The following is an 18421-nucleotide window of genomic DNA, read 5'->3' on the forward strand; positions in this document are numbered from 1 at the left end:
CCTCGGTGCGTCAAACCCAAACCTAGCAAGTACCCTACTAAAAAGAAAAATGCCAGTCAGCTTAACTGACTGGCATTAGGCCTAGGCCTCCGTTTTTTATTTTGTACTCAATTCACTTTTTTAGTTCGCTTTTGAATTTACTTTGAGCTTTCGCTTTAATCTACGTCTAGCGGCTCTGGTGACAAGATAACCCCAGTGCTATCAGCGTAAAGGTGATCTTCTGGTAGGAAAGTTACACCACCAAAATTAACGGGGATATCTACATCACCCACGCTTTCAGCGTCGGCATTCACTGGGATAGCAGCCACCGCCAGCACGCCAATATCTAATTCAGCAAGGCTGTCTATTTCTCTTACGCTGCCATAGCACACCACGCCTTCCCAATCGTTATCGATCGCTATTTGTGCCGATGTAGCGTCAAACAGTGCACGACGAGCGGAACCACCACCATCAATTAGCAGCACTTTACCTGCTCCAGGCTGGGCTAAAACGCGGTCGATAAGGCCACGGTCTTCAAAACACTTAATTGTTGTGATTTCACCACCAAATGAATAACGCCCACCAAAGCTCGCAAAAATTGGGTCTACGACATCCACGCTATCAGCAAACAAGTCGCATAATTCTGAAGTGTTGTATTCCATGGCCCTGCCTTACATTAGTTAATTTGTGTGAAAAGTCACAACGCACTGTATTTCACTAGCATAGCACTAAATTACACGTTGAAAACGCTTGTTTTCATCACTTGATTGAAATTCATTGTGTGTTGCGATTATCGGAAAAAACAACAAGATTGAGCACAGATCTTGCAGCTTTCAGTCAGAACGTAGATACAATTTTTAGCCTTCACTAATACGACTAAACCGAAAAGCCACCAGTGCCTCTTTGCAAGGCTGTGGTTACACGAGGCGCTAGACTCACTTGACGTATTGGCATTTGTAAAAAATGGCTTTTCTAAAAAACTGGCCGCTGTCAAAAATGTTTCTTCATACTGTCACCTATTGGTCACAGAACCTAACTAACGTGTGCGATAAGTAACCAACAGAGGACAAGGTTATAATTATGAAATCCTTGACCAAGTACGATACTGACTTATTTTACCGCCTATATAAATTGACGCAAAAAAGAGACTGTCGTTCCATCATTTGGTTATCAAAAACCGGCGATGGTTACCTCTATCTCGTTGTGGGAATGTTGCTTTGGGCATTTGAGCCTGAACACGGTGAAATTTTCCTCTACACAGCCCTTATGGCATATGCACTAGAGCTGCCCATTTATTTATTGTTGAAGAAAACCTTAAAACGTCCTCGACCTTGCGATTTTCTGACTAATTTTAAAGCCCATATTACGCCTTCAGATAAGTTTTCGCTGCCTTCTGGCCATACGGCTGCGGCATGGCTAATGGCGTGCATAGTGGCTCATTTTTACCCGTCTTTTTCGGTTGTGGTTTACGGATGGGCTTCACTCATCGGGTTATCCCGAGTATTGCTTGGCGTACATTATCCTTCTGATGTAGTTGCAGGGGCATTGCTCGGCATTGCCATCGCGTTCCTCAGTACTCCTATATTGGTGTGATATGAAAATACTTTACGGTGTGCAGGGCACAGGCAATGGGCACATTGCTCGAGCGAGAATTATGGCTGCTGCATTTGCAGAGCGAAGTGACATTGATGTGGACTTTGTATTTACCGGGCGAGCACCGGAAAAATACTTTGATATGGATGTGTTCGGTCACTACAGAACACTCTGCGGCTTAAGCTTTATCTACAAAGACGGTAAAGTCAAAAAATGGGACACAGTACGCCAAGCGAATGTTAGGCAGTTTATTCACGACGTAAAGCAGTTTGATGCTAGTAAGTACGACTTACTCATTAACGACTTTGAGCCTGTTACCGCCTGGGCTGCTAAACGCCAAGGGTTGCCCTCTATATCTATCAGTCATCAAGCGGCCTTTGCGTATGATGTGCCCAAGCGGGGTAACTCGCTATTTGATACCGCTTTAATGAAAATTTTTGCGCCAACCCAGCAGAAAATTGGGGTTCACTGGTATCACTTTAATCAACCTATTATTCCTCCCTTTGTGGTTGATAAGCCTATCGCGCATGCAAAAAACAGCCATATATTGGTTTATCTCCCCTTTGAAAATATTAATGACATAAGGGATATGCTTGAGCCGCTGGCCGACCAAACCTTTCTTTGCTTTCACCCAGATATAGAGCAAGCCCACACTCAGGGGCATATTCAGTGGAATCCCACCTCTAAAGTGCATTTCCACAAAGCCTTACAAAACTGTAATGGGGTAGTGGCCAACGGCGGGTTTGAACTTTCTAGTGAAGCATTGCAACTGGGCAAAAAGTTACTTATTAAGCCATTGCACGGGCAGTTTGAGCAGTTATCGAATGTGTTTATGCTTGATAGCCTTAACTTGTGCCAACCCTTATTTCAGCTAGACACCGATGTACTAGAAGAATGGCTGACGTCTGAAGATATTGAGCCAATCACCTTCCCAGATAATGCAAATTTGCTCATTGATTGGATCAAACAAGGCAACTACGCAGATACAAAATCGCTTTGTGAAACCCTTTGGAAAAACGTCCACTATGGAGATAAAACGAGAGAACGTTTATTGTCTCTTGCAATTTAATACCGCAATGCGATGATAGCGGCATTTATCGTATTCTCTGCGGGATTTTTCTGTGCTTAATAAGTTGGCTGTTTTTCTGCTTACCCTCACCGCATTAAGCGGTTGTGGCTATAAAGGTGCGTTGTATATACCCGACGCACCGTCGCAAAACTCGCCTCCACCTTCAGACGTTTCTTCTAACGCTTCTTTTGATGCTTTTTATAATAAGAGTGAGCAAGCGTCCAACGGCCAAAACACAGTATCTCATTTTGTGTCTGGCTCAGCGCCTAAAACGCCCCTCATGAATACGCCCATGATTGCACCTATCACCAAATTTGGAGACTCTAACTAGTGGATTACTTTGCCTACAAGCAAGGTCAGCTTTTCGCTGAAGACGTTGCTGTTGCCGATATTGCCGCTCAACACGGAACCCCCGTTTATATTTATTCACGGGCTACGCTAGAGCGCCATTGGCATGCATTCAATGACGCCATAGGCGAGCATCCTCATCTTATCTGCTACGCGGTAAAGGCCAATTCAAACATTGGCGTACTTAGCGTATTAGCAAAGCTAGGGTCAGGCTTTGATATTGTGTCTGCAGGTGAACTAGCCAGAGTGATTGAAGCCGGCGGCAATGCCAGCAAAGTGGTATTTTCAGGCGTGGGTAAAAAACACGATGAAATTCGCTACGCGCTTCAACAAGGCATCATGTGTTTTAACGTAGAATCAGAGCCCGAGCTGCACCGTATCAATGAAGTGGCCGGCGAGCTAGGTGTAAAAGCGCCTATTTCTTTGCGCATAAATCCTGATGTAGATGCGAAAACCCATCCGTATATTTCTACAGGGCTAAAGGCCAATAAATTTGGTATTGCCCGCGAAAATGCCCTCGCTACCTATGAATTAGCAGCATCACTGCCACACTTAAACGTAGTAGGAATGGACTGCCATATTGGCTCGCAGCTAACCGAAATTGGCCCGTTTGTGGATGCGTTAGAGCGCTTGCTGGTCTTAATTGATGAACTAGCCGAACGCAATATCATTATTGAGCATTTAGATGTAGGCGGCGGCTTAGGCGTTACTTACAATGATGAACTGCCTCCGCACCCTAAAGAATATGCTGAAGCGATGGCTGAAAAAATGGTAGGTCGAGAGTCGTTAAAACTAATTCTTGAACCTGGCCGCGCTATTGCGGCAAACGCAGGTATTTTGGTGACAGAAGTCGAGTTTATTAAACAAGGTGAAGAGAAAAATTTCGCCATTGTTGATGCTGCAATGAACGACTTGCTTCGCCCGGCACTTTATTCAGCATGGCAAAATATTATTCCGGTCGACGAAAATAGCGACGCTGCACCAAGTACCTATGATGTGGTGGGTCCGGTATGTGAAACTGGCGATTTTATTGGAAAAGACAGAATTTTATCCATAAAACCCACCGATTTATTAGCGGTTCGCAGTGCCGGCGCTTACGGCTTTGTAATGGCTTCAAACTACAACAGTCGCTGTCGCCCAGCCGAAATTATGGCTGATGGCGATACCGCCATTGTGGTGCGCGAGCGAGAAATTCAAAAAGATCTCTGGAAAGGTGAGCACAAACTTCCGTAAACTAGAGACAATTATAAGATAAAGATGCACCGTTAATGCAGGTTCAATTTTCTAAAATGCACGGTTTGGGTAACGATTTCATGGTGATTGATAACGTTACCCAGAATGTGTTTTTCTCAAAAGATAAAATAAAACAGCTGGCCGACCGGAATTTCGGTATTGGCTTCGACCAACTATTGATGGTTGAGCCTCCTTATGACCCAGAGCAAGACTTCCACTATCGCATTTTTAATGCAGACGGTTCGGAAGTGGAGCAGTGTGGTAACGGCGCGCGTTGTTTTGCGCGTTTTGTAAAACAGCATGGCCTTATTAACCGCAACAAAATTGTGGTAAGCACCAAAGCCGGAAAAATGGTGCTGTATCTCGAAAAAGATGGTCAGGTTACCGTTAATATGGGTAAGCCCATGTTTGAGCCAGCATCTGTTCCTTTAAAAGCAAATAAGCAAGAAAACACCTACATTTTACGTGTAGGTGAAAAAACCTTATTTATTGGCGCCGCCTCAATGGGCAACCCCCATTGTGTAATGGAAGTCGATGATGTTGATACCGCCGCCGTACATGAAATTGGCCCATTGGTAGAGCGACATGAGCGTTTTCCTGAAGGTGTGAATGTGGGTTTTATGCAGGTTATCAACGAGTCGCATATTAAACTTCGTGTATTTGAACGTGGCTCAGGTGAAACCTTGGCCTGTGGTAGCGGCGCATGCGCGGCAGTTGCAATTGGTCAAATACAAGGTAAATTAGGAACCGATGTGCGGGTAGATTTGCCCGGAGGCAGTTTACGTATTCGCTGGCCAGGCCCAGATAGCGTGATGAAAATGACTGGACCTGCTGAACACGTATATGACGGACAGATAACGATATGAGCGAATTACTAGGGCAATCTAACGCAACTCAAATTATTGAGCCCTTTACAGACACCTCTGCACTAACCCCAGCGCAGGTGCGTGACTATTTGTTAGAAAACCCTGAGCTCTTTGTGCAATACCCCGAGCTTCTCGAGAAAATAAACCTTCCCCATGAACAAAAAGGAAGTGTTTCTCTGGTAGAAATTCAAAGTGAACAGCTTAGAAAAAAAGTACGTCAGCTTAACTTCAAGCTTAACCAGTTAGTTTCTATTGCTAAGCAAAATGAAAAAATATACCGCGTTTACACCGACTTAAATGTTCAACTGCTTCGCTGTGAAAGTGTTGCAGAAGTGCAGTTTACGCTTGAAGACGTGTTGCAAGAACGTCTTCAATTATCTTCTGCGGTTATTAAAAGCTTTAAAGGCCCCCACGCCATTCCTGAGCTGCAGCAGCGTTTATTCACAGAAAAGCGCTTTAAAGAATCTAACTTCTTCTTCGGCCGACTTTCTCAACACGAAAGACAGCTGTTGTTTGGTGAAAGCAGCGCCGAATCAGTTGCACTAATGTTGCTAGGCGACAACCGCGAACTAGGCATATTGGGAATAAGCAGTAACGATGCTAGCCATTTCACGCCTGAGATGGACACCTTGCTACTTCAACAGCTTCAACAAGTACTCAACATTATATTGCCAGAGATGATGGGGTATTAGCCCCCATGCCGGACGATTACTACGCTAGCTCAGATAACACCCAGCCTGGTTCTAACGAGGCCATTTTAAGCGATGCCTGTCAGCACTGGCTTGATAAGTTTTTGCTACATCTTCAAGTAGAGCGCGGCTTGTCTGCTCACACCGTAAAAAATTATCAACGACAACTCACTGAAGTGGCAAAGCTGCTTGGTCTATTTGAATGGTCAGGGCTAACCCCAAGCGATATTAAACGGGTTATGGCCGACTCAAAAATGTCGGGGCACAGCGCTCGCAGCATCGCTCTTAGGCTTTCTGCGCTTCGCACCTTCTGCCGCTATTTAATTGAGCAGAAACAGCTGTTCAGCAACCCCTTAGAAGGTATCCATGCGCCTAAGCAGGGAAAACCCTTACCTAAACAGTTAAGCGTTGATGAAATGCAACAGCTGCTTACTGCTCGGCCGTCAAGTGATGACGATGAGGGAATGCAGCTTCGCGATAACGCCATGTTCGAATTGATGTACGGCTGCGGATTGCGATTAAACGAGCTTACCGGGCTTAATCTCGCCGATTGTTTGAAAGACGGCACGGTGAGAGTAACGGGTAAAGGTAGCAAGCAACGTATTTTGCCCTTAGGTCGCCACGCTCAAAAAGCCCTGAACGCCTGGTTAAAAGTAAGGCCGGCTCTTGCCTCTCCTTATGAAAGCGCGGTGTTTGTTAGCAAGCGAAAAACGCGGATATCTAACCGCCAAGTTGCCAATCGTCTTGATAGAATGGCCCAAGAGCAATCTATATCCCAAAAAGTAAGCCCCCATAAATTGCGCCATTCCTTTGCAACCCACGTACTAGAATCGAGCGGTGATTTACGAGCGGTTCAAGAATTACTTGGGCACGCCAACTTGTCGACAACGCAGGTATATACACACCTCGACTTTCAACATCTCGCTAATGTTTATGATGCAGCCCACCCTCGCGCGCATAAAAAGTAAACACGACATTTAAACGCGACACATTAAGGCCAGCTAGTTTATGCAGTTTTACCGACCCCTTAACGAAGTAAAGGCCATGACCTTTGACCTCGATGACACCCTATACAATAACGAACCCGTTATTCGGCGAGCCGAAGCTGCCCTAGCCGCCCATTTAAAAGCCCATCACAGTAACGCCGCCGCGCTTAGCCCTCGCGACTGGTACTTACTTAAGCAAGCTGCCGTTAATCTAGATGGTCGCTTAGCCTCTGACATGGGGCAATTGCGCAAGGTGATATTAACCGCCGCCCTGTCTGGTAAAAATGCACACTCTCTTTCTGTAGAAATACCGGATGACGCAGAGTTAAACAGCGCTGTAGATGCATGCTTTAATTGCTTTTACGATGCGAGAAGTGATTTAACCTTAGATGATGAGGTGCACAACGTACTCAAACTGCTGAGTGATAATATGCCCCTTGTTGGCATAACCAACGGTAATGTGGACGCTGATAAAATAGGCATCACGCCCTATTTTGAGACTATTTTGCATGCCAGTACAACTAGGCCAATGAAACCGGCACCGGATATGTTCAATGAAGCAGCCGCAATATTAGATATTCCCGCCGGCAACATATTACATGTGGGCGATAACATTATTAAGGATGTGCTTGGGGCGATAAATGCGCAATTTCAGGCAGCTTGGTTTGCCTGCAATCGACCAATGGCGCTACGAAACGAGCCTGTTTCGGTGTTGCCACATGTCTCGCTATCCACATTGTCAGAACTCGCTCACTTTTGTCGTTAATAGGCATAGCAGCCTAACGTTTTTTTCTAAAACGATGCGCTATAAGCAAGGTTTTATGCGCTGGGAGTTGCAAGCAGGAAGCTTTAAATAGGATGCTTTAAAAAAGAGTACAGTCCAGCAAACTTAGCGGATTGCTTAAGCTTAGGGCTGAAATTAAGGCTGGGGGCTGAGTTTAAACGCTAAAAACTCGACTTGAACGTCTAAACAAATTGTTTAGACATTATCCTCAAGCACGTTTTGCTGCATAGACTCGCAAGGGTGTTGACACACTGGGCGGCCCACCACTTTTGCCGGTACGCCAACTACGGTGACATGGGGTGGTACGTCGTTTAGCACCACGCTTCCTGCACCAACTTTTGACCCTTCGCCCACTTCAATATTGCCCAGAATTTTAGCCCCGGCTCCCACTAAAACGCCTTGGCGAATTTTAGGGTGACGATCGCCAGACTCGTTGCCGGTACCGCCCAGCGTAACGCTTTGTAGCAAGGACACGTTATCTTCAACTACAGCAGTCTCACCAATAACGATACCTGTAGCATGGTCAAACATTACGCCTTTACCAATTTTTGCAGCCGGATGAATATCCACACTAAAGCTAGCTGAATTGCGGCTTTGAAGAAAAAGAGCAAGCTGATGGCGACCGTGCATCCACAAATAATGCGCCATACGATGTACTTGAACAGCGTGAAAACCTTTAAAATGAAGCAGCGGCGTTAGGAAGTCGCCTACCGCGGCATCACGCGCTTTAATGGCTAAAATATCCGCCGTTGCCGCTTCACTGATCCCTGGCTCTAGTAAATAGGCCTGATCGAAGACTTCCCGAATAGCGAGGGCTGGCATCACGTCGTCAGCCATTTTATTGGAAAGAATAAAACTCAAACACGATTCGAAATTATGGTGCGCCAATACACTTGCATGAACATAGCTTGATAATAACGGTTCATTATCTGCAACAACTTTTGCTTCTTGTTTTAAAGTAGACCAAAAATCGATGGGCGTAGAGGTAACAGACATAGCATTTCCCGTTGGTATTTATCTTAGACGCAGTGATATTGAACAGCGAAGCGTAAACGATGAGTTTACCTGAGATTGACGAATTGCAATATGACAGTGATACCTGCTGGCGGTGGATTTCGATCAACTTAGCTAAACAATTTATTATTAGTTATTCCATTAGGTTTTTTCCGCCACTGCAAGACACAAGAAGCCAAAACTAGACTGTATAAATTAACAGTCAGCTGGCATAATAGCTACGCTTCTAATTTGTGAATAAAATAAGATAACAGGTGCCACACTATGGATGTATCCAGACTGCTAGACGAGCTTAACGACAAACAACGTGAGGCTGTAGCAGCACCGCTCTCAAACGCGTTGGTATTAGCAGGCGCTGGTAGTGGCAAAACCCGCGTGCTTGTTCACCGCATAGCGTGGTTGATGGAAGTCGAAAATATTGCGCCCTTCTCAATCTTAGCCGTTACGTTCACAAATAAAGCCGCTAAAGAGATGCGCGGTCGTATAGAGTCGCTCATGGGCAAAAGCCTGCAAAACATGTGGATTGGCACGTTCCACGGGTTAGCCCATCGCCTGTTGCGCGCTCACCACGCTGAAGCACGACTGCCAGAGAATTTTCAAATCATTGATTCAGACGATCAGTATCGCCTAATTCGTCGAATTTTAAAGGCCATGAATTTAGACGAGAAGCACTATCCACCTCGCCAAATTCAATGGTATATCAATGGTAACAAAGACGAAGGACTTCGCCCTCAGCATATTGAAACCTTTGACGACCCTATTCAAAAAACCATGCGCGAAGTGTATACCGCTTATCAAGATGCCTGCGATCGCTCAGGCCTTGTAGACTTTGCTGAATTACTGCTACGCGCTCACGAGCTATGGGCGAAAAATCCTGAAGTATTAGCCCACTACCAGCGTCGTTTTCGCGCAGTGTTAGTTGACGAATTTCAAGATACCAACAACATTCAATATGCTTGGTTACGCATGCTGAGCAGCGGCGATAATAACAATATTATGATTGTGGGCGACGACGACCAATCTATATACGGTTGGCGTGGGGCGAATGTAGACAACATTCAGCACTTTCTAAAAGACTTTGAATCACCAGCAACCATTCGCCTAGAACAAAACTATCGCTCTACGGGCAACATACTGAAAGCGGCCAATACCGTTATCGATAACAACACGGGTCGTTTAGGTAAAGAGCTTTGGACTGAAGATAGTCAAGGTGAGCCCATTTCGGTGTATGCCGGGTTTAACGAGCTGGATGAAGCTCGTTTTATTGTGTCGAAAATAAAAGAATGGCTTAACCAAGGTAATGCACTTAGCGATACCGCCATTTTATATCGAAACAACGCCCAATCTCGTGTACTGGAAGAAGCATTACTTCACGAAGGACTGGCCTATCGTATATATGGCGGCCTGCGCTTCTTCGAACGCCAAGAAATAAGAGATGCGCTAGGCTATATGCGCATGGTTAGTCACCCTCACGACGATGCTGCCTTTGAGCGTGTGGTGAATACACCAAGTCGTGGTATTGGTGAGAAGACCTTGTCTCAAGTTCGAGACACTGCCAGAACCCACAACTGTTCTATGTGGCAAGCAAGCCAACTGCTGATCAACGAGGCCTCGTTAAAGGGACGTGCTCTAAATGCTATTCAAAGCTTTGTGTTGCTTATTACCGAGCTCGAGCAATCTACCGCTGACGATCCTTTAGAACAACAGGCAGACAAAGCTATTCGCCAGTCTGGGCTTTATGCCATGTACCAGTCTGAACGCGGCGAGAAAGCGCAAGCCCGTTTAGAAAACTTGGAAGAACTGGTTACAGCATGCAAAACCTTTATTGTGCCCGATGAAGCAGAAGAAATGACGCCACTGGCGGCCTTTCTAGCTCACGCGTCGCTTGAGGCAGGCGACACCCAAGCCGATAAAGATCAAGATGCAGTGCAAATGATGACTATCCACACCGCGAAAGGCTTAGAGTTTCCTTTGGTGTTTTTGGCAGGTGTTGAAGAAGGCATGTTTCCCAGCCAAATGACCAATGACGAGCCTGGTCGAATGGAAGAAGAACGTCGTCTCTGCTATGTTGGAATGACGCGGGCTATGCAAAAGTTGTATATCACTTATGCAGAAAATCGTAGATTATATGGTCAGGACAAATACCACACCGCGTCGCGCTTTATTCGTGAAATGCCGGAGGACTGCATTGAAGAAGTGCGCTTAAAGTCCACTATTTCGCGTCCTGTACACAATCGATTTAATCAGATGACGTCTCATGCGTCGTTTGAGGAAACCGGTTTTAAGCTTGGCGAACGGGTTGTGCACCGCAAATTTGGTGAAGGTATTGTGCTAAATTATGAAGGTAGTGGCGAGCACGCTCGCGTGCAGGTAAACTTCGATGAGTTTGGCAGTAAGTGGTTAGTTCTCGCCTACGCAAAATTGGATAAAGCGTAGCAATTATTCGGCAAGGTAGCCTATATCCAAGTTGGACTATATGCAGCAACATGTGCTGGTCATTGAAAATGGCGACAACAACCTTGAGATCATTTCCAGGCTCGTAAGGCGCGCAGGGCTCACACCTGTGGGCGCCACCTCGTTAACCGAGGGCAGAGCCCGCTTTGCGCAAAACACGCCAGAAACCTTTTTATGTGCCATTGTGGCTTACACATTGCCAGACGCACCGAAGGGCGAAGCTATCGACTTTGCCATTGACGCATATATCCCCACCATTGCCACAACAGAAAGTTTAGACACCCTTACTCGCGACAAAGTGCTCGAAAGGGATGTGGTTGACTATATCCCCAAAGAAAACGCACAAAATTACGATTACCTCATTCGCTTAATATCTCGTCTTGAAAAGAATAAATCTACCGGCGTAGTGGTAGTAAGTACCAATAGAGTGCAACGAACCAGAACATTATCGTTACTTGAGCGCCATAACTTTGTGGTATACGAATGCCTTACCGCCAGTGAAGCCATGACGACCCTATCCACCCACAAGCACATTCGACTCGTTATTACTGATAATACGCTTCCTGATATGTCCGGTACCGTATTCGTAGCCAGTCTTCGTAAAGCATTTTCAAAAGAGCAATTAGCGGTTATGGGCATTGCCGGCGGTCAGGGTATGCTGATGTCTGCCCACTTTATTAAAAGCGGAGCCAACGACTTTTTGCGTATCCCCTATTGTCACGAAGAGTTTTTATGCCGGGTAATGCAAAACGTGGAATACATTGAAAGCGTTGAAGCAATAAGACGCGCCGCAAATACCGATTATTTAACCGGCCTGCCAAACAGAAGACATTTCTTTTATACCGTTACCATGCAGCACCAGCAGCTGTCCGACAACCATGCACTGGCGCTCATTGATTTAGATTTCTTCAAGGCAATTAACGATACTCATGGGCATGACGCTGGAGATGCGGTATTAAAAGCCGTTGCTGCACTCATTGAGTTTTATTTTCCCGACGAAATCATTTCGCGATTTGGCGGCGAAGAGTTTTGTATTTACCTGCCTAACACACCATTTGAGGAGGCTTGTGAGCGCTTAGATGACTTTAGAAAGGTAGTGGAAAATGAGTCTATCGAGCTTCCTAAAGGGACTACCCATGTCACGTGCAGTATTGGCATGAGCGGCGCCGTCACCCAGCGTATCGACAAGCTTATTAGCGATGCCGATAAGCAGCTTTATGCAGCCAAAAACAGTGGCCGCAACAAAGTGATGTTTACCGAAGCGCTACACGCCACCCATCAGTAGCCGCTAGTTTTTCATTACACTAACGTATCTACACCCACGAATTGCACCTTTCTTATACTACGCGCATAGCCTACTTATCTTGCTCTGCGACTTGAAGTTCTGCCGCTTGAAGCGCAGCAGCTCGCGCTTGCTGTCGCTGTCTGCGAAAGTTGTAAATAGAGTCTGCACTAAATACAGCCAGTGCCAACCAAACAAACGCAAAGGTGGTTAGCCTAGCCTCTTCCAGCGGTTCGCCGTAGAGATAAACCGCTAAAATAAACATCAGTGTTGGACCAATATATTGGAAGAACCCTAAGGTGGAATACATGATGCGCCTTGCCGCAGCGGTAAAGCACAATAGCGGCGCAGTGGTCACGATACCGGCGGCGAAGATAAGCAGGTTTAAGTCGATGCTATTGTTAAATAAGTTGCTGTATTGTGAACCGTAAAGCACCCAGTAACCTATGGCCAGCGGCGATAGCATGAGTGTCTCGATAAATAAACCTGGCAGAGAATCTACTGCCACCTGCTTACGCAGCAAGCCATACACACTGAAGCTTGATGCCAATACCAGCGCAATCCATGGTATCTCACCATAGGAAAGTACCAAAATACCGACGCCCACTACCGCTAAAATAACCGCCGTTCTCTGCAGATTGCGAAGCCGCTCGCCTAAGAATACCCGCCCTAAAAACACATTTATAAGCGGGTTAATGTAATAGCCTAAGCTTGCGTCGAGTAGGTGGTCGTTGTTTATGGCCCAAATAAACAGTAACCAATTAGCCCCTAGCAACAGGCCAGCGAAAAAGAGAATGACCATTACCCGCTTATTTTTTAATGCGGATATCACCTTAGGCCATTGCTTTAGTGCAGCGATAAACCCCACAAGCAATACCACCGACCAAATGACGCGATGCATTAATATTTCGGCAGCAGGAAGTACCATTAACTGTTTAAAATAAACAGGTGCGACGCCCCACATACTGTAAGCGGCTATCGCACAGATAACGCCCACTTGGGCGGCAGAAGCTGGCTTAGACAATGATAACTCCAAAACGAAACAGGCTATAAGCGCGCTATTGTTTAATACAACGCTATTTTAAACAAGCGCTCTGTGGTGCTTGCGGCCCAAAGTGCCACATATTTGGGTTAAACATCGTTAACCCCGTCGGTGAATATGGTTTAGTGCACTAGAGCAAAAATAATGTACCAAGCCCCAAGAAGGCCACAAAGCCTACGATGTCTGTTACCGTTGTTAGAATAACCGACCCCGACAGCGCAGGATCTATTTTCAATTTATCTAAAATAATCGGCACAAATACACCGGCAATAGCCGCCGCCACAATATTGAACAAAATAGCTAAGCAAATAACCACCCCCAGCATCACATCGGTAAACCAAAAATAGGCAACAATACCAATAACCAAGGCCCATATAACGCCATTTACGCCGCCCACTTTTAGCTCTTTGATCATCAACGCTTTAATATTGGCTGGAGTCACCTGCCCTAATGCCAAGCCTCGCACTATAAGGGTAAGCGTTTGACTACCCGCAATACCACCCATACTTGCTACTACAGGCATAAGTACTGCCAGTGCAACCACCTGCTGAAGCGTAGCTTCAAACAAGCCAATAAACCACGATGCCATAAATGCAGTAAGTAAGTTAATACCCAGCCAAAGCGCCCTATTTCTGGCACTTTTCGCCACGGGAGAGAACAAATCTTCGTCTTCATCCATACCTGCTGAGGCCATGACCTGACGCTCATAGAACTCATTCACTAATTCGCTGGCCGCAGTAATATCTAACCTGCCAAGCAAGGTATTATTTTCATCCACCACGGGCAGTGATGCCAGCCCCGAGCGCTGCACGATTAGCGATGCATTCATGGCATCATCATCGCCTTTAAACGTAGTAATATTTTCTTCTGCAAGAGACAATAACGCCTTGTCCTCTGAAGCAGAAAACAAGTTGTTTATTTTAACGAGTGCCGCAAACTGCCCCGTTCGATTGACAAGGTAAATACTGTCGCAGTGCTGAGGGATGTCTTTTTTCAATAAGCGCAATGCCTCTCTAACTTTAGCGTTTGAAGGCAGCACAAGCTGCTCATGGTTTACCCAGTGACCTATCTGATTATCGGGAAAAAGTGAGGCTTCTCTAAAGTACTTTCGCTCTTTGGAGTCGAGTGACTCATAGGCCAAATCAACAAGGCGCTTGGGTAAAGAGTCTAGAAGCTCAAGTAAGTCATCGGCGTAAATGTCGGCAAAAATGGACGCCCATTCGTTGTGCGGCGTATTATCGATAAGAATTTCACGGGGGTCGCTACGCATCTCAACCAATACGTTCAGCTTTTGCTCTCGCGGAATTCCTTCCCACACCACAAGTCGTGGTTCAACAGGCAACGATTCTAACAGCGTAGCAATATACACATTGTCTTGACCACTAAGCGCCGCTAATAACGACGCTGGGTCATCAGCCATACCTTCGGTAACAATCTCTTCGATTAAATCTGGTAATTGGTCAGCCACACTATACCTCCTGTTGACACACGCTTTCTCAATCCTACAATCCTTAGATTATCATGTTGCTGCATATGAGAATATGACGGACTGATTTATACACGCGCTTATACGTTTTTGTTTATTCACTCTTTCTTAGGTGGTTATGCTTTACCGCTTGGTTTGATGTTAGGGGCTTGCGCTGAATTTTAGTCTAGTTTTTGCAAATGCCCCGTGAAGACAGAGCAAAAAAAGCGTAAAATCCCCAACCATGACAACTGCATTAGCCACCACAGAATTATCGCCCCACTCTGACAACACCGTATCGCCAGAGAACGTACTCAAAAACGTTTTCGGTTACGGTGAATTTCGCGATGGTCAAGGGGAAGTCATTCACCATGTGTGTAACGGTGGTGATGCACTTGTGCTACTGCCTACCGGCGGTGGAAAGTCGTTGTGTTATCAAATACCCGCATTAGTTCGCGACGGTACCGCCATTGTGGTGTCGCCACTGATATCCCTAATGCAAGACCAGGTAGAGCAGCTTAAAGCCCTCGGTGTGAAGGCTGATTACCTCAACTCCACACTCGACGCACAAGCTCAGGCCAATATCAACGATGCGCTCATTGCAGGAAAGCTAGATTTACTCTACGTGTCTCCTGAGCGCCTAATGCAGTATTCATTTCAGCAATTACTCAACAGAGCGGAAATTGCCTTATTTGCTATTGATGAAGCCCACTGCGTATCCCATTGGGGTCATGACTTTCGTCAAGATTATCGCGCTTTAGGTAAAATAAAATCTCGTTTTTCACATATTCCCGTTATTGGCTTAACCGCTACTGCAGACACCGCCACTCAAGCCGACATTTTAAATCAGCTCACGTTACATGAGCCGCTAGTGTACAAAGGTAGTTTCGACAGACCCAATATTCGCTACCGCGTTATGTCGAAATACAAAGCCTTCGATCAAGTCGTTAGCTACGTAAAGCAGCAAGAAGGCAGCGGTATTATTTATTGTAATAGCCGAGCCAAAGTTGACGATTTACACGCCAAACTATTCAGGCTTGGCTTTCGCTGCGCTGCCTATCATGCCGGCATGGATAGCGATGAACGAGAATTGGTGCAGCGTCAGTTCCTCAATGACAAGATTGATATTGTGGTAGCAACAGTGGCCTTTGGCATGGGCATCAACAAGTCTAATGTACGCTATGTGGTGCATCACGATGTGCCCCGCAGTGTCGAGAGCTATTATCAGGAAACCGGGCGCGCTGGACGAGACGGGCTGGAATCGGAAGCGCTTTTATTGTTCGACGAAAAAGATGCCGCCAGAGTAAGGCAGTGGATTGAACAAGGCGAAAGCGGTGATAGAAATCATATAGAGCTTCAAAAGTTTGCTGCTATGGAAGCCTTTTCAGAAGCGCAAACATGCCGACGACAAGTACTGCTTAACTACTTTTCTCAGTTTAGCGATAGTGCCTGCGGGAATTGTGATATTTGTTTAGATCCCCCCAAAATGGTAGATGGCCTTGTTATTGCCCAAAAAGCCTTATCATGCATTTTGCGCTTATCTCAGCAGGCATCAAGTCAATACGTTATTGATGTTTTACGAGGCAAACAGCTTCGCAGGCTACAAGAGGCAGGGCATCATCAACTTTCCACCTATGGAATAGGAAAGGACAAATCGGACAGCTATTGGCATAACATTTTGAATCAGCTGGTTCATAAAGGGCTGATACGCGTTGATATTACTGCACATGCGTCGCTGCGCCTCACAGAGGCCTCGCGCCCTGTACTAAAAGGCGAAGTACCGGTACAGCTTGCAGTACCGCGACTTGAATTTAAGCCTGACAAAAAAGCCAAGCAAGCGCCTGCCAATTACGACCGCACCTTGTTTACACGACTTAAGCATTTACGCAAAGTGCTGGCCGAAGAAAACGAAGTGCCGCCGTATGTGGTATTCAGTGACGCGACCTTAGTGGATATGGCGTGTAAGCTGCCCGTCACCCGTAATACCTTGCTTGAAGTAAGCGGTGTTGGGCAAACCAAATTAGAGCGTTACGGCGACGCCTTTATCAAACTTATCGACGACTACATTTCTCGCAACGATTAAAAACCGAAATGACTAGGGCGTATTGACCGCCCTAAGCGTAGGCGTATTCGCCGCCTTTTTCTAGAGCGCGTTGATAGGCTGGTCTTTCATGTACACGCTTAACGTACCCGCGAATTGCTGCGAAATCATCAGCTCGACCACTCGCAACGAGAGACTCTAACGGGAATATCATTTGTATATCAGCTCCCGTTGGCTCCTCACCTGCAAACCATGTGTTACTGGCAAGGTACGATTCTACATAGCGAAGGCTCTGCGCCAAGTTAGGGCCGTAATACGCGTTAATGATCCCATCCACTAACTTGTCGGTAATGGGTTTTATGAAAAACGGTTTAGAGCCCTTCTGACGTGCTTTTTCTAAAACAAGATTAGCCACAAGCGGCGGCATCAAAGACCCTTCAGCAAAGTGAAGCCAAAATAGGTAGTCTTGCAGTGCTTTGCCCTCTTCAGGCACAGCAAAGCCAGATTCAGCATGATTACGCACTAAATATTCAACGATAGCGCCAGATTCAGCGATGGCACCATGCGGCGTGGTGAGCACCGGTGAACGTCCTAGGGGATGGACTGCTCGCAGTGAATCGGGCGCCAAATTGGTTTGACTGTCTCGTTCATAAAACGCGATTTTGTATTCAACACCGAGCTCCTCTAGCAACCACAGAATACGCTGAGAGCGAGAGTTATTTAAATGATGTAGTGTTAACATACCCCTTCCTTAATTTGCGTTGTCATAACGCATATAAAAACTATTATTGTTGTGCTGTAGTGTATACATGGATAAGCGGCGGCAGGTTTACTTCTAATTAGACCTTTACTCATCGATATAAGCCGTTGCAAATACTTATCCTTGCAAGTGCTTGAGCTTGCAAGTGCAGTTCATACGCTTGCGGTGCTTAGCCATGCAATGCCTAAACCTACAGATGGGACTCTTGAGGCGATTTTACATAAAGCGTGTTTAGAAGCGCCAGCGATTCATGCTGCATGTAATTTCGGACAAAGTCTGCTTTTCATTAACTATGTCGATATATTATCGCTATGAATTAAGCAGCTAGGAAATAAACAGCTAGGAATTAACTAACCGTAAACAAGCTTTTGCATTGCGCAAGCTGTTCATTCAACAGCACCGTATACGTACACCTTACATAGATAACAGATTAAAATAACAGGGTTTCAAATTATGCAGCAGTTACTTGCATCAAGTGTCATCACCGCGCTTCACAACACCGAGTCAAGCGTTCAGATAATCCTTCCTCTACCTACAACGCCGCTAAAAACCGAGCAGTGGTTAACTCAGTTTGTGTCACTATTTCATTTTCAAGCTTCACAAGCTGATTGGGGTGCTGATAGGTTTCAGGTGGTATTAACTTCTTTAAAAGGTCACCCGCCTTTTCAGTGCTTGTTATGCATAGAATGGCTATGCGAAGCGATATGGCTTGAGCCTATTGGTAGCGAGCAACGCCCTCAAATCATTAGCGATTATCTAAAAGAACAGGGAGACGCTTTTTTGTAAGCATCACTCTAAACTTACATTTCTTTGTTG

At 45.8% G+C, this 18421-nt stretch carries 17 protein-coding genes; 12 read left to right on the plus strand and 5 right to left on the minus strand.

Annotated features, from left to right (window positions below):
- Window positions 1-155 precede the first annotated feature (155 nt).
- The gene (gene rraA, locus JV36_RS0100005) at window positions 156-641 is read right to left on the minus strand and encodes a ribonuclease E activity regulator RraA (protein ID WP_032094636.1); all 486 of its coding nucleotides are present in this window, start codon (window positions 639-641) and stop codon (window positions 156-158) included.
- 418 nt (window positions 642-1059) lie between these two features.
- Between rraA and JV36_RS0100010 the strand changes: the two genes are divergently transcribed.
- Genes JV36_RS0100010 through JV36_RS0100045 form a run of 8 tightly spaced genes read left to right on the plus strand, consistent with a single transcriptional unit; the run spans window position 1060 to window position 7529 of the window.
- On the plus strand, window positions 1060-1572 hold the full coding sequence (locus JV36_RS0100010) for a phosphatase PAP2 family protein (protein WP_032094637.1): 513 nt from the start codon (window positions 1060-1062) through the stop codon (window positions 1570-1572).
- A gap of 1 nt (window position 1573) precedes the next feature.
- On the plus strand, window positions 1574-2641 hold the full coding sequence (locus tag JV36_RS0100015) for an MJ1255/VC2487 family glycosyltransferase (protein ID WP_032094638.1): 1068 nt from the start codon (window positions 1574-1576) through the stop codon (window positions 2639-2641).
- A gap of 52 nt (window positions 2642-2693) precedes the next feature.
- Window positions 2694-2972 (plus strand): LPS translocon maturation chaperone LptM, encoded by a 279-nt coding sequence (lptM, locus tag JV36_RS19030; protein ID WP_235207713.1) that lies wholly within the window; start codon window positions 2694-2696, stop codon window positions 2970-2972.
- Window positions 2972-4222 (plus strand): diaminopimelate decarboxylase, encoded by a 1251-nt coding sequence (lysA, locus tag JV36_RS0100025; RefSeq protein ID WP_032094639.1) that lies wholly within the window; start codon window positions 2972-2974, stop codon window positions 4220-4222. The genes lptM and lysA overlap by 1 nt, the downstream gene beginning before the upstream one ends.
- Window positions 4223-4257: 35 nt before the next feature.
- Window positions 4258-5088 carry a diaminopimelate epimerase gene (dapF, locus tag JV36_RS0100030; RefSeq protein ID WP_032094640.1) on the plus strand — a complete coding sequence of 277 codons (831 nt, stop codon included), beginning with the start codon at window positions 4258-4260 and terminating at the stop codon, window positions 5086-5088.
- Window positions 5085-5780 (plus strand): DUF484 family protein, encoded by a 696-nt coding sequence (locus tag JV36_RS0100035; RefSeq protein ID WP_032094641.1) that lies wholly within the window; start codon window positions 5085-5087, stop codon window positions 5778-5780. The genes dapF and JV36_RS0100035 overlap by 4 nt, the downstream gene beginning before the upstream one ends.
- Before the next feature lie 5 nt (window positions 5781-5785).
- Window positions 5786-6745, plus strand: coding sequence for a tyrosine recombinase XerC (xerC, locus tag JV36_RS0100040; RefSeq protein WP_052010029.1), 960 nt, complete (start codon window positions 5786-5788; stop codon window positions 6743-6745).
- Window positions 6746-6785: 40 nt separating this feature from the next.
- Window positions 6786-7529, plus strand: coding sequence for an HAD-IA family hydrolase (locus JV36_RS0100045; protein ID WP_032094642.1), 744 nt, complete (start codon window positions 6786-6788; stop codon window positions 7527-7529).
- Window positions 7530-7742: 213 nt separating this feature from the next.
- On the opposite strand, the gene cysE is transcribed toward JV36_RS0100045, so the two are convergent.
- Complete coding sequence (gene cysE / locus JV36_RS0100050; protein WP_032094643.1) at window positions 7743-8543, minus strand: serine O-acetyltransferase; 801 nt, start codon at window positions 8541-8543, stop codon at window positions 7743-7745.
- A 282-nt stretch (window positions 8544-8825) separates the two neighbouring features.
- Between cysE and uvrD the strand changes: the two genes are divergently transcribed.
- The gene (gene uvrD / locus JV36_RS0100055) at window positions 8826-10997 is read left to right on the plus strand and encodes a DNA helicase II (RefSeq protein ID WP_032094644.1); all 2172 of its coding nucleotides are present in this window, start codon (window positions 8826-8828) and stop codon (window positions 10995-10997) included.
- 40 nt (window positions 10998-11037) lie between these two features.
- Window positions 11038-12300 carry a GGDEF domain-containing response regulator gene (locus JV36_RS0100060; RefSeq protein WP_032094645.1) on the plus strand — a complete coding sequence of 421 codons (1263 nt, stop codon included), beginning with the start codon at window positions 11038-11040 and terminating at the stop codon, window positions 12298-12300.
- 70 nt (window positions 12301-12370) lie between these two features.
- Here JV36_RS0100060 and rarD read toward each other — a convergent pair whose 3' ends face one another.
- Window positions 12371-13321 (minus strand): EamA family transporter RarD, encoded by a 951-nt coding sequence (rarD, locus tag JV36_RS0100065; protein WP_032094646.1) that lies wholly within the window; start codon window positions 13319-13321, stop codon window positions 12371-12373.
- A 148-nt stretch (window positions 13322-13469) separates the two neighbouring features.
- The gene (locus tag JV36_RS0100070) at window positions 13470-14807 is read right to left on the minus strand and encodes a magnesium transporter (RefSeq protein ID WP_032094647.1); all 1338 of its coding nucleotides are present in this window, start codon (window positions 14805-14807) and stop codon (window positions 13470-13472) included.
- A gap of 241 nt (window positions 14808-15048) precedes the next feature.
- Between JV36_RS0100070 and recQ the strand changes: the two genes are divergently transcribed.
- Window positions 15049-16887: a DNA helicase RecQ gene (gene recQ, locus JV36_RS0100075; protein ID WP_032094648.1), complete on the plus strand. Its 1839-nt coding sequence runs from the start codon at window positions 15049-15051 to the stop codon at window positions 16885-16887.
- A 31-nt stretch (window positions 16888-16918) separates the two neighbouring features.
- On the opposite strand, the gene JV36_RS0100080 is transcribed toward recQ, so the two are convergent.
- A complete protein-coding gene (locus tag JV36_RS0100080) occupies window positions 16919-17587 on the minus strand; it encodes a glutathione S-transferase (RefSeq protein WP_032094649.1) in 669 nt (222 codons plus the stop codon).
- Between the two features lie 471 nt (window positions 17588-18058).
- Here JV36_RS0100080 and JV36_RS0100090 point away from each other — a divergent pair, with 471 nt between their 5' ends.
- Window positions 18059-18391, plus strand: coding sequence for a hypothetical protein (locus JV36_RS0100090; protein WP_052010030.1), 333 nt, complete (start codon window positions 18059-18061; stop codon window positions 18389-18391).
- The last annotated feature ends 30 nt before the right edge of the window (window positions 18392-18421 follow it).

It is taken from the genome of Alteromonas sp. LOR, assembly GCF_000753865.1.
Classification (GTDB): Bacteria; Pseudomonadota; Gammaproteobacteria; order Enterobacterales; family Alteromonadaceae; genus Alteromonas.

What these genes read in the sequence shown, in the direction of transcription:
- rraA (WP_032094636.1), bottom strand. Translation starts at nt 641, where the DNA reads ATGGAATACAACACTTCAGAATTATGCGACTTGTTTGCTGATAGCGTG.
- JV36_RS0100010 (WP_032094637.1), top strand. Translation starts at nt 1,060, where the DNA reads ATGAAATCCTTGACCAAGTACGATACTGACTTATTTTACCGCCTATAT.
- uvrD (WP_032094644.1), top strand. Translation starts at nt 8,826, where the DNA reads ATGGATGTATCCAGACTGCTAGACGAGCTTAACGACAAACAACGTGAG.
- recQ (WP_032094648.1), top strand. Translation starts at nt 15,049, where the DNA reads ATGACAACTGCATTAGCCACCACAGAATTATCGCCCCACTCTGACAAC.
- JV36_RS0100080 (WP_032094649.1), bottom strand. Translation starts at nt 17,587, where the DNA reads ATGTTAACACTACATCATTTAAATAACTCTCGCTCTCAGCGTATTCTG.
- dapF (WP_032094640.1), top strand. Translation starts at nt 4,258, where the DNA reads ATGCAGGTTCAATTTTCTAAAATGCACGGTTTGGGTAACGATTTCATG.
- JV36_RS0100015 (WP_032094638.1), top strand. Translation starts at nt 1,574, where the DNA reads ATGAAAATACTTTACGGTGTGCAGGGCACAGGCAATGGGCACATTGCT.
- JV36_RS0100090 (WP_052010030.1), top strand. Translation starts at nt 18,059, where the DNA reads ATGCAGCAGTTACTTGCATCAAGTGTCATCACCGCGCTTCACAACACC.
- cysE (WP_032094643.1), bottom strand. Translation starts at nt 8,543, where the DNA reads ATGTCTGTTACCTCTACGCCCATCGATTTTTGGTCTACTTTAAAACAA.
- JV36_RS0100060 (WP_032094645.1), top strand. Translation starts at nt 11,038, where the DNA reads ATGCAGCAACATGTGCTGGTCATTGAAAATGGCGACAACAACCTTGAG.
- xerC (WP_052010029.1), top strand. Translation starts at nt 5,786, where the DNA reads ATGCCGGACGATTACTACGCTAGCTCAGATAACACCCAGCCTGGTTCT.
- JV36_RS0100035 (WP_032094641.1), top strand. Translation starts at nt 5,085, where the DNA reads ATGAGCGAATTACTAGGGCAATCTAACGCAACTCAAATTATTGAGCCC.
- JV36_RS0100045 (WP_032094642.1), top strand. Translation starts at nt 6,786, where the DNA reads ATGCAGTTTTACCGACCCCTTAACGAAGTAAAGGCCATGACCTTTGAC.